The 11885-nt window shown below is 69.2% G+C and carries 5 protein-coding genes; 3 read left to right on the forward strand and 2 right to left on the reverse strand.

Annotation, left to right across the window (positions count from 1 at the left end; all coding sequences use genetic code 11):
- The first annotated feature begins 14 nt into the window (after positions 1-14).
- The 3 genes from recC to recD are packed head-to-tail and all read left to right on the forward strand — an operon-like array spanning position 15 to position 8916.
- Positions 15-3362 carry an exodeoxyribonuclease V subunit gamma gene (gene recC, locus HLA98_RS18020; protein WP_057500765.1) on the forward strand — a complete coding sequence of 1116 codons (3348 nt, stop codon included), beginning with the start codon at positions 15-17 and terminating at the stop codon, positions 3360-3362.
- Positions 3359-7039, forward strand: a complete 3681-nt coding sequence (gene recB, locus HLA98_RS18025) for an exodeoxyribonuclease V subunit beta (protein WP_057500766.1) — start codon at positions 3359-3361, stop codon at positions 7037-7039. The genes recC and recB overlap by 4 nt, the downstream gene beginning before the upstream one ends.
- The gene (gene recD, locus HLA98_RS18030) at positions 7036-8916 is read left to right on the forward strand and encodes an exodeoxyribonuclease V subunit alpha (RefSeq protein WP_057500767.1); all 1881 of its coding nucleotides are present in this window, start codon (positions 7036-7038) and stop codon (positions 8914-8916) included. The genes recB and recD overlap by 4 nt, the downstream gene beginning before the upstream one ends.
- A gap of 469 nt (positions 8917-9385) precedes the next feature.
- Here the strand turns inward: recD and HLA98_RS18035 are convergent, their stop codons facing one another.
- Together HLA98_RS18035 and HLA98_RS18040 are read right to left on the reverse strand one after the other, a co-directional pair.
- On the reverse strand, positions 9386-9784 hold the full coding sequence (locus tag HLA98_RS18035; RefSeq protein ID WP_057500768.1) for a hypothetical protein: 399 nt from the start codon (positions 9782-9784) through the stop codon (positions 9386-9388).
- 61 nt (positions 9785-9845) lie between these two features.
- The gene (locus HLA98_RS18040; RefSeq protein WP_057500769.1) at positions 9846-11885 is read right to left on the reverse strand and encodes an FUSC family protein; all 2040 of its coding nucleotides are present in this window, start codon (positions 11883-11885) and stop codon (positions 9846-9848) included.

Genomic DNA, 11885 nt, shown 5'->3' on the forward strand with positions numbered 1-11885 from the left:
CCTGCACACTGTGCATGATGAGTGACCCAGGCAGCGATTTCCGCCTCTACCATTCCAACTCCCTGGACGTGCTGGCCGCGCTGCTGGCACGCAACGTGCGTGCGCCGGTTTCGGGCCAGCCGCTGCTGGCGCCGGAAGTGGTGCTGATCCCGCAGGTGGCGATGCGGCGCTGGCTGCAAGCGACACTGGCCGCGGAGTTCGGCGTCGCCGCCAACCTCGAATTCCTGACTCCAGGCGAGTTCGTGGCCCGGGCGCTGAAGGCCAACGTCAGCGGTGAGCAGGACGATCTGGACGCGGCCGGCCTGCACTGGAAGCTGTACCAGGCACTGCGCGACCCGCATCTGCTGGCGCAGCCACCGATGCGCGCGCTGCAGTCCTATCTTGCCGGCGATGACGCGTTGAAGCCGTGGGCGCTGGCCGGCGAGTTGGCCTCGGTGTTCGAGAAATACCAGGCCTGGCGGCGCGACTGGCTGCTGCGCTGGGCGGCCGGCGCCGATCCGGCCGACCCGCAGGCGATCCTGTGGCGCACCATCACCCGTGGCCACGACTACCGCGCCCGCCGCATCCAGGAGTACCTGGACCGCTTCGAAGGCGCCGGCCAGCCGCTGCCGCAGGGCTTGCCGCCGCGCATGTCTGCGTTCGCGACGCTCAACATCTCGCCCGACGTGCTGCGGGTGATGGCCACCCAGGCGCGGGTAGGCGAGCTGCATTTCTATATGCCTACCCCGGTGCAGTCGTACTGGGGCGACCTGCAGACGCTGGCCGAGCGCCTGCGCAGCGGCGCGCCCGATCCCTTCGGTGAAGCGGCCGGCGAGAACCGCCTGCTGGAAGCCTGGGGTGCGGCCGGCCGCGATTTCATGGCGGTGCTGGGCAGTTACGAGGTGGTGCACCCGGCCGGCGAGATCGCCGCCTATTCCGATCCGGAGGAGGACACCCGGCCGACGCTGGACGAAGGCGGCCTGTCCGACAGCCTGCTGCATCGCCTGCAGCGTGACCTGTTCCACCGCCGCGCATTGCCCTCGGGTGAGGTGCGCGAGGCTCTGCGCAGCGACGATCCCAGCTTGCAGGTGCATGCCTGCCATACCCGCCTGCGCGAGCTGCAGGTACTGCACGACCAGCTGCGCAGCCTGCTGCAGGACCCACGCTTCGACCCGCCGCTGCAGGCGCGCGAGATCGCGGTGCTGGCGCCGGACATCGATCCCTATGTGCCGTACCTGGAAGCGGTGTTCGGCGGTCGTGGCGGCGAGGAGGAGCACATTCCGTATGCGCTGGCCGACAGCAGTCCACTGGCAGGCGAGCCGTTGGCCGATGTGTTCGTGCATCTGCTGGGCCTGCCAGTCTCGCGCTTTGGCTTGAACGAAGTGCTGGACCTGCTGGCCAGCGCGCCGCTGGCCGAAGCGGCCGGGCTGGAAGCGGTGGATTTCGACCGCCTGCATGGCTGGCTGCAGCAGGCCGGCGCACGCTGGGGCCTGGACGCGAAACACCGCAACCAGCACCAGGCACCGGCCGACGACGCCTACACCTGGCAGTTCGCCCTGGATCGCCTGGTACTCGGTCATGCCACCGGTAGCGAGGCCGACCTGGCCGGCGTGGCGCCGTGGATCGAACTGGAAGGCGGCGCGCTGGACGCGCTGGACCGGCTGCTGCGCCTGCTGCGCGTGCTGGCCATCTACCAGCGCCGCCTGGGCGAACTGCTGACCCCGGCGCAGTGGCGACAGCGCCTGCTGTCACTGCTGGATGCACTGCTACCGAATGCGCCCACCTCGCCCAACAGCCAGCGCGCGCTGGAGCGGCTGCGCAAGCTGCTCAACCAGTTTGCCGACGATGCCGCCAAGGCCGGTTTCGAAGACGGCGTGCCGCCGGAGGTGGTGCGTTCGCACTTCGCCGGCGCGCTGGGCGAGGCCGATACGCGCGCACCGCTGCTGACCGGTGGCATCAGCTTCGGCCGCATGGTGCCGATGCGCCTGCTGCCGTTCCGGGTGATCTGCGTGCTGGGTCTCAATGATGGCGATTTCCCACGCCGTGACCCCGCTGCCGGTCTCAACCAGCTCACCGCCGAGCTGGACACGCCGCGCCGCCGTCCGGGCGACCGCTCCACCCGTGAGGACGACCGCTTCCTGTTCCTGCAGCTGTTCGCCGCCGCGCAGGAGGTGTTCTATCTCAGCTATCTCGGCGCCGATCCGCGCGATGGCAGCGTGCGCGAGCCGTCGGTACTGGTCAGCGAACTGATCGATGCCGCCGCCGCGTATCACCTCGATCCGCCTGCAGCGGCCCGTGACTTCACCGTGCGACATGCCCTGCAGCCGTTCTCACCGGCGGCGTTCGGTGATGGCGATCCACGTCGCTTCAGCTATCGCCGCCAGTGGCATCCGGCCGCCGGTCGTCTCACCGGCCAGCGCGGCGGCCTGCAGCCATGGTTCGATGCTCCATTGCCGCCGCCGCTCGACGATGCGGTGGAAGACGAGGTCGCGCTCGATACCCTGCGCCGCTTCCTGTGCGACCCGGCCGGGCAGTTCCTCGCACAGTCGCTGGGCCTGCGCCTGGCCGACGACGTCGAGGAAGTCGATGACCTGGAACCGCTGGTGCTGTCCTCGCGCGGGCCGGAAAAACGCAGCGTGCAGGCCGCGGTGGTACGTGCCACGCTCAGCGGCGATACCGAGCCGTTGTACCCGCGACTGCGCGCGCGCGGCCTGCTGCCGTCGGGTCCATTGGGCGAGCGTCAGTTCGAGGTGGAACAATTGAAGACCCGCCCGTATGCCAGTGCGTTGCTGGGCTGGATGCAGGGCGAACCGCTGGAAAGCCGTCGCTACGAAGTGGAGATTGATGGCGTGCGCCTGCACGGCCGCGTGGCCGATCGCCATCCCGAAGGGCTGGTGCGCCTGCGTGCGGGCACACTCAATGGCAATGCAGTGATCCGCCACGGCCTGGACTGGCTGCTGGCGAACGCTGCGGGCGATGCGCTGCCGCTTGTGCAGTTCCATGATGGCGGCGACGCCGGTCCCGGCCCGCATGTACTGCCGGCACTGAGCGTTCCCGCTGCACGTGCGGCGCTGCGTGCGCTGCTGCAGCTGCGCCAGCGTGGCCTGCGCGAGCCGCTGCGCTTTGCCCCGTACACCGGCTGGGTGCTGTACAACGCGCCGGCAGAAAAGCAGCGCAGCGAAGGCTGGAAGCAGTGGCACGGCAGCGACCGCAGCTGGGGTGAATCCAGCAGCGACGCCTGGCAGCTGCTGCTGCGGGGTGCCGACCCGTTCGCTACCGATGCCAGCTACGCCGACCTGCTGCGCAACAGCCAGGTGGTCTTCAGCGCGGTGCGCGAAGGCCGCGCTCTCGGCACCGAGGCACGCCAGGAGGGCAGCGCATGAACACCGCCATCACCGAAGACGGCAGCGAATCCCTCAGCCGCGATCCCTATCTGGCGCTGCCGCTGGAGGGCATCCGGCTGATCGAAGCCAGCGCCGGTACCGGCAAGACCTTCACCCTGGCCACGTTGTTCACCCGCCTGGTGGTGGAGCAGGGCCTGCGCATCGGCCAGATTCTGGCGGTGACCTTCACCGATGCCGCCACCCAGGAACTGCGCAAGCGCATCCGCGAGCGCCTGGCGCTGGCCGCGCGCCTGGTCGATCTGGAACCGGCCGAGGGTGAAGCACCGGACGTGCGATTGACCCGCGACGTGCTGCAGCGCCATCTACATGGCGGCACCGAGAGCGCCGCCGCACTGAAGCGCCGCCTGCAGGTGGCCGCAGACGAGATCGACCTGGCGTCCATCTTCACCATCCACGGCTTCTGCACCCGCGTGCTGCGCGAGCATGCGCTGGAAAGCGGCCACACCTTTGATCCGCCGGAACTGCTGGCCAGCGATCGTGAACTGCTGGAGGAGCTAGCGGCCGATCTGTGGCGCGTGCATGCCAACGACGCGGCCACGCTGGAGCCGCTGACCTGGCTGTGGTCCAACCCCGACGCGCTGGCCGCCGATCTGCGCGCGCTGCTGGGTACGCCGCCGCTGCATCCGCTGCCACAGCCGGTGGCGCTGGCCGATCCACACCCGGCATTGCAGCGCGCGGCGGAAGCACTGTCCGCAAGCGTGCGCGAGCATGGCGAGCAGTTCTTCATCGACCTCTGCGATGCCGTCGACAACAAGTGGATCAACGGCGTGTCCTACAAGCTGGGCTGGCTGCACCCGCTGGGCCGGCAGCTGCTGGCCTGGGCCGGACGCGCCGACCCGCGCGAGCTGCTGGCCAGCGAGCGCCTGCCGGCACTGCTGCCGGAGGTGCTGGCCGACAAGACCAACAAGAAGTTCGCTGATCGCACGCCGTCGTCGCCGTTGCAGGCGCCGTTGGCGCGCTATGTCGCGCTGCTGGCCGAACGCGATGCCTGGTTGCGTGCCACCGCGCTGAATTTCCTGCACGCGCTTCGCGCCGAAGCCATGCAGCGCCTGCAGGCGCTGAAGCGCACGCGCCGGGTGCAGACCTACGACGATCTGATTGATGGCGTAGCGCTCGCCCTGGAAGGCCCGCAGCGACTGACGCTGGTCAGGCAGCTGCGCGCGCAGTACCGCATCGCGCTGGTCGATGAGTTCCAGGATACCGACGACCGCCAGTGGGGCATCTTCCACACCGTGTTCGGTGATTCGCCGGAGGTGCGCGAGCTGGGCCTGGCGCCGGCGCTGTTCCTGATCGGCGACCCCAAGCAGGCGATCTACGGTTTCCGCGGCGGTGATATCCACACCTACCTGAAGGCCAAGCAGGTGGCGCAGCAGGCGCCGGTGCTGGACCAGAACTTCCGCTCGCGACCGTCTGTGTTGCGCGCGTTGCAGGCGCTGTACGACAACGGTGGCGAAGACGCCTTCCTCGAACGCGACATCCAGTTCGAGCCGGTGCGGCCCGGTGGCGTGCGCAGCGATGCGGACTACCTGCGCGACGGCCAGGCCGCCAAGGCACTCACCCTGCGCGTGCTGCGCAGTGGCGGCGACAAGGCGATGAGCGCCGATGCCTCGCGCGATGCAGCGACCCAGGCCTGCGTGGCCGCGATTCACCAGATCCTGGTCGAGGCGCGTGCGGGCAATGCCGTGTTGCGTGGGCGCCCGGTGCAGCCCGGTGATATCGCGGTGCTGGTGCGCTCGCATCGCGAGGCCACCCTGGTACAGCGCGCGCTGGCCGCAGTCGGTATTCCGGCGGTGGCGGCCGGCAAGCAGAGCCTGTTTTCCACCCCCGAAGCGCGTGATCTGCGTGCGCTGCTGTTGGCACTGTTGCAACCGGCCGACGAAGGCCGCCTGCGTGCAGCGCTGGCCACGGTATTGCTCGGCCAGCGGGCCAGTGCGATCGCGGCGATGGAGCGCGAGGGTGACCTGCAACGCGGGTTCCAGGCGCAGCTGCTGCACTGGCGCGAGCGCTGGCAGCGCGGTGGACCGTTCGCGGTGATCGCCGATGTCTGTGCCGTCCAGGGTGAACGCCTGCTGGCGCTGATCGACGGCGAGCGCCGCCTGACCAATTACCTGCAGCTGGGTGAACTGCTGCAGGAAGCTTCGGCGCAGGCGTTGGGCATGCATGGCCTGCTGGACTGGCTGCAGGGGCAGATGGCCAGCGCCGACCAGGATGACGAGCAGCAGCTGCTGCGCCTGGAATCGGATGCGCGCCGCGTGCAGATCATCACCCTGCACAAGAGCAAGGGCCTGGAGTATCCGCTGGTGTTCCTGCCGTTCGTCGGCATCGACGGCGGCGCACCGAACACCGCCTCGCACTGCACCGTGCACTTTGGCGGCCAGCGCCAGCTGCACTGGAAGCTGGACAAGGACGAGGCCTGGGAAGCGGCCAGCACGCAGCGTGAGCGCGAGCAGCGCGCCGAGGATGCGCGCCTGCTGTATGTGGGGCTGACCCGCGCCGAGCATGCACTGTGGATCGCCGTGGGTGATCTGGCCGGGCTCGGCAGGACACGTCTGGCGCCGCTGCTGGGTGACCTGCAGGCGCTGCGCGCACACGCCGATATGCACATCGATGACAGTGAGACACCGGCCGCACTGCCGCAGCTGGCGGCCGAAGTGGAGGGTGACCTGCCGGCGGTGCGTGCACTGACCCGGCGCGTGCCGCACGACTGGTGGGTCTACAGCTTCACCCAGCTGGCCCACGCAGACGCCGGTGCTGGCAACGACATCGAAGCGGCCGCCACCGAGCTGCCAGCACCGGCCGCCGACGAACCGGCCGGCCCGGAGCTGCCGCTGGAACCGGCGCTGCCCGAACCCGCCGCTGTCGTCGAAGACAGCGCGCCGATCGACCCGCGCTTCATGGGCAGCCGCTTCGGCAATGTGCTGCACGAGGCAATGGAGAACGTCGACTTCGCCGCATGGGGTGACTGGCAGCCGGGCCTGGAAGCCCCTGAGGGCCAGGTCGAGGTACTGCGCAAGGCGCTGCACGATGAAGGCTATGCCGACGTCGACCTGGACGATGGCGTGGCCGTGCTGGTGCCGCTGGTGGGCCACACGCTGACCGTGCCGCTACCCGAAGGCGGTGCGCTGCACAGCCTGGGTGAAGGCGAGCGCCGCGCAGAAATCGACTTCCATTTCGCCATCGAACCGACCACGGTGCCGGCGCTGCTGCAGGTCCTTCATGCGCACGGTGTTTCCAGCGCGCGCCGCGGCTTCGGTCAGCGCCGTCGGCTGGAAGGGCTGATGACCGGCATGATCGACCTGACCTACGTGCGCGACGGGCGCTGGTACGTGCTCGACTACAAGTCCAACCGCTTGCCGGGCTACAGCCCGGACCTGCTGGCCATTGCCATGCGCCACAGCGAGTACGACCTGCAGGCGCTGATCTACACCGTGGCCCTGCACCGCTGGCTGCGCTTCCGCCTGGGCGCGGCCTACGATTACGAGCGCGACATGGGCGGCATCCGCTACCTGTTCTGCCGCGGGCTGGATGGCGCCGGCAACGGCGTACATGTGGACCGCTTCCCGCTGGCGCTGGTGGATGCACTGGACGCGCTGTTCGCCGGTGGCGAACAGGCCCAGGCCGAACTGGTGGCGCGTGTGCATGGAGCCAGCGCATGAGCCTGTTGAAGGAACTGCACCAGAAGGGCCAGCTGCGCACCCTCGACCATGCGTTGGCGACCAGCCTGATGCGGCTGCGCGACGATACGCCGGAAAGCGTGGCGCTGGCGGCCGCGCTGGCTTCGCTGGCGGTGTCGCAGGGCCACGCCGGGTTTGATCCGGCACAGCCGCAGCGGTTGCTGGACGGCGTGCCCGAGTGGCCTGCCGCGCAGGACTGGCTGGCGCAGCTGTGCGCATCTCCCTGGGTGGCGACGCCGGAGCAGGCCGACGCCATCGCCGAGGATGCGCCGCTGGTGCTGGAAAACGGCCTGCTCTACCTGCGCCGCTACCGTGAGTACGAGCGGCAGTTGGCGGCCGGGCTGCAGCGCATCGGCCGGCATCCGCTGCCGGCACCGGACATGGCCGCGCTGGCACCGTTGTTCGCGCAGCTGTTCCCACAGGCGTTGGACAGCGAAGATCACCAGGCCCGTGCCGCCGGCGTGACCCTGCGCCATCCGTTGGCGCTGGTCACCGGCGGCCCCGGCACCGGCAAGACCACCACCATCGCCCGCCTGCTGCTGCTATTGGCAGCGCAGGCCCGTCACGCTGGCCAGCCGTTGCCCGAAGTGGCGCTGGCCGCGCCGACCGGGCGTGCCGCCGAGCGCATGGCCGAGAGCCTGCGCCTTGCCGTGCAGAGGCTGCAGGAGAACGGCGTGGACCCGGCGCTGTGCGCGGCATTGCCCAGTACCGGCACCACCCTGCATCGCCTGCTCGGCGTGATCCCGGATTCGCCGCGCTTCCGCCACCACGCCGACAACCCGTTGCCGGTGGACGTGGTGGTGGTCGACGAAGCTTCGATGATCGATCTGCCGATGATGGCCAAGCTGGTCGACGCGATCGCCAGCGGCACCCGGTTGATCCTGCTTGGCGACCCCGATCAGTTGCCCTCGGTCGAAGCCGGCGACGTGCTCAGCGCGATTCTGCGTGCCAGCGGCGATGGCATCGGCACCCGTGCCGACGACGCGCAGGCGCTGCAGGGCCTGCTGGCGCCGGCTACCTTGCAGCCACAGGCCGCACCGCGCGCCTTCGCTGGCCGCCGGGTGCAGTTGCAGCGAGGGTACCGGCAGAGCGATGCGCTGGACCTGGCACCGCTGGCCCATGCCGTGCGCGCGGGCGACAGCGGTACCGCGCTGCAGCTCCTGCGCAGTGGTGAACTGGCCGGCGTGCATTTCCACGAAGGCGAAGCCGATCCACTGCGCGGCCAGCGCGAGCACCTGCTGGGCCACTGGCGCGCGTTGGCCGACGCGGCCGATCCAGTGCTTGCCCTGCAGCAGGCCGGGCGCCTGCGCGTGCTGACCGCGCTGCGCGAGGGCCCGCAAGGTGCGCGCGGCCTCAACAGCCGCATCGAACAATTGCTGGCCGGCAACACCCCGGGCTACTTCCAGGGGCGCCTGCTGCTGGTCACCGAGAACAGCTACCGCCACCGCCTGTTCAACGGCGATATCGGCATCTGCCTGCGCGATGGCAGCGGCGCGATGGTGGCCTGGTTCCCCGGCGACATCGTTGAACAACCACGTGCCTTTCACCCGGCCGCACTGCCCGCGCACGAAAGCGCCTTCGCGATGACCGTGCACAAGGCACAGGGCTCGGAGTTCGATGAAGTGTGGCTGCAGCTGCCACGCCAGGACAGCCGTGTGCTGTCGCGCGAGCTGGTCTACACCGGCCTGACCCGCGCCCGCCAGGTACTGCATGTGGCCGGCAGCGCAGAGGTGCTGCAGGCCGCATTGAAACGCCACGCCAGCCGGCTGGGTGGTCTGGCCTGGCGGCTGGGTGCGGAAGACGTGCCCGAAGCACCGGCACGCATCGAACAGCCCACGGTGCAGGGCAGCTTGTTCTGAACGGGGGTCGGATCCCGTTCCCATCGGGAACGGGTTCTGACCCCTTCACCTGATCGCCAGGCGGAAGCAGTCGAGCATGGCTCGACTCTACAAAAGCGTACTTCGATCATTCCGACGTTCATCCACGCATGGCGTGGATCTACCGTGTCGACCAAGGTCGACACCCACCAGAGCAGAACGCCGTGCCGACAGATCGCAGGAAACTGTCGAAGGTGGGGTGGGTCCGGTTGAGGGGGCGTGAGCCGCATGGGCCCGAGGCATGCCTCGGGCGGGTTGGGCAGGACGCCCAACCCCGGTCTTGCCGTGTGCGCAGGACAGCGCACACGAGCAAGCCGCGACCAAGCCCCCATGGATGGGTTTACGGCGTCCCCCTCAACCGGACCTACCCCGCCATCCCGCGGAATGCCAGCCTTTGACGTTGCTGTTGAAGTTGATTCGGCAGGTGCAGGGCGCAGCCCTGCCGCCCCCGTCATTCAGCGATCAATACCAGACCATCAGGGAACACGATCGCCGCTTCATCAGCACTCACATCGAAGAAGCCCACGCCGTGCTTCTCGGCCAGATCCTGCACGCGCCCGTGCGCGCGCTCGGCCACCGAGTACGCGAAGGCGCCATAGATCACCTGCTGACCGATGCTGTACTCGGTCACTTCGGCACGATCGTCATCGTCGTTGCTCAATGGGCCGTTCAACGGCGGGAAGTCCTGCGCCATCTCCGCGAACCACGCCCGCAGCGCGGGGCTGCTGACCGCCGGATCGTCGTACTCGTGGCGTTCGTTCCACTGCGTCTGCTTTTCGAACCAGGCGATGAATGCCGTTGCCTCACGTGGGGCGGCACTGGCCTCGAACACCATCATGTCGTAACTCATTGAACCATCCTGCTGCCGTGGCGAAAGGCTGCCGGGCATCGCCCGGCGCCACCGATCATTATCAGGCTGATGCAGCGTCGGCGTCCGCCCACCCCGGCGCCAGCGCCTTCGCCTCCGGGAACAGCGCGAAGCGCAGGCCGATCAGGCCCATCAGCGCCTCGTCGCGGGCCTTGCAGGCGGCCACGCTGCCGACCCGTCCCAGCGAGGTATCCAGCCGCTCGCGCAGCGCCTCGGCCGCCACGATCGGCTTGCGCGCAGCGATCTGCCGGCGGTAGTGCACGGCGACCTCTTCCAGGATGTGCTCGACCGCCTCGCGGCTGCGCTCGGGCAGTTCCAGCCGGGCGCGGCGCAGCTGCAGGATGTTCAGGCCGATGCGCGCTTCATTGAGCATGTCCACCGAGGCGATGTCGCTGCCCTCCGGCGTTGCTGCCAGGCGCGGCGCGAGCAGGCCCAGCAGGTCCAGCATGCGTGCGGCGAAGCGCTGGCGGTCCTGCTGGCCGCGCCCTTCGGCGGCCTCGGCCAGCGTAGTCCAGCCCTGCCGCACCAGCCGGCGCGCGGTCCACTCGGCACCCACCGAACGGAACAGGCGGGTCATCACCACCGCAAAGCCAATGCCGATGAACATCGCGATCGACGAGTTGAGGAAGGTCTGGATGTTGGCGCTGTAGGTGTTCTGCAGGCTCAGCAGCGCGGCCAGGTTCACCGTCAGCGGCAGTGCGAACAGCGCGCTCTTGGGGTGGTGCAGCATCAGCCCCAGCGGCAGGAACGCCACCGCCAACACCAGCGCCAGCAGGCCGAAGTCGTGCACGGCCGGGAACACGCCGAACAGATACACGCCGGCCACCACCGAGGCGACCATCGCCCATACCAGGAACGACACCATGCTCGGTGCCGGATCGTCCTGCGCGGCGAAGAACGCGGCGGTTACCGCGGCCATCATCGCGCCGTTGCCACCGCCCTCCCAACCGAGCGCGATCCACAGCACGCAGTAGCTCATCAGTGCCACGCCGGCACTGAGCGCGGAGAACAGCGCCATGCCATAGTCGACGTGCTTGTCGGCGGCCACGCGTTCGGTGCGGATGCGGTAGTGCGCGCGGTCCAACGGCGCGGTGCCCTGGTCGATCGCGTGCTGCAGGGTGCGGCAGTCCTGCCACAGGTCCACCAGTTCTTCCAGGCGCAGCAGCAGGCTGGCCAGCTGCAGGTGCTGCAGGTCGCGGTCCACCTGCGGCTTCAGCGCACTGATGCGCGCGCGCAGGCGGGCGTACTCACTGGCGTTGGTGGGCCCGTCCAGCCAGTCATGGATGTGGTCGATCAGCTCCGGCAGGCCTTCCGGCAGGGCCTGGCCATGGCTGCGCAGTGCGCTCAGGCGGTCGGCGATCGAGGACAGCACCGGCAACAGCAGCAGCATGCGCTCGCGCAGCCGCTCCATCGACACCGCCGATCCGGCGTGGCGCGGGTCGTCGCGGCGCAGGAACTCGATCAGCGCCTCGAACTGCACCAGGTCGGCGGCCAGCCGGTTGCGTGGCGCATGCGCGCGGCCACGTTCAAGGATCTGCCGGCACCACTGCGCGGCGTCCTCCATCCAGTTGCCGATGCGGGCGCGCAGCATCGGGCGTACCGAAGCCGGGAACAGCAGCGAAGCAAACAGCACCGCCACTACCGTGCCGAGGATGATCTCCTCGCTGCGTGCCACCACGGTGTCGAAGATGGTTTCCGGCGAGGTCACCGCCGGAAAGCCGATGAAGGCGGTGGTGTAGCCGGCCAGCAGGAACGCGTAACCGCGCGGCCCCCGGTTGAGCAGGGCCATGAACAGGCAGCCGGCCAGCCAGATCGACATCGCCGCGCTCAGCACCAGCGGTGTTTCCACCAGCGCCGGCAGCACCAGCAGGGTGGCCAGGCCAGCCACCAGGGTGCCGACGATGCGGTACACGCCCTTGGCACGTGTCGGGCCCAGCAGTGGTTGGCTGACGATGTACACCGTGCCCATCGCCCAGTACGGGCGCGACAGGTTGCCGGCCATGGCGATGTACAGCGCGGCCACCGCGGCCAGGTAGGTCTTGATCGAGAACAGCCAGGCCTGGCGGTCGGTCAGCGCGTTCAT

This window comes from Stenotrophomonas africana (genome assembly GCF_013004645.1).
In the GTDB taxonomy this organism is placed as follows: Bacteria; Pseudomonadota; Gammaproteobacteria; order Xanthomonadales; family Xanthomonadaceae; genus Stenotrophomonas; species Stenotrophomonas africana.

Bases quoted from the DNA above. Each gene is read 5' to 3' on its own strand.
- recC (WP_057500765.1), top strand. From the start codon at position 15: ATGATGAGTGACCCAGGCAGCGATTTCCGCCTCTACCATTCCAACTCC.
- recB (WP_057500766.1), top strand. From the start codon at position 3,359: ATGAACACCGCCATCACCGAAGACGGCAGCGAATCCCTCAGCCGCGAT.
- recD (WP_057500767.1), top strand. From the start codon at position 7,036: ATGAGCCTGTTGAAGGAACTGCACCAGAAGGGCCAGCTGCGCACCCTC.
- HLA98_RS18035 (WP_057500768.1), bottom strand. From the start codon at position 9,784: ATGAGTTACGACATGATGGTGTTCGAGGCCAGTGCCGCCCCACGTGAG.
- HLA98_RS18040 (WP_057500769.1), bottom strand. From the start codon at position 11,885: ATGAACGCGCTGACCGACCGCCAGGCCTGGCTGTTCTCGATCAAGACC.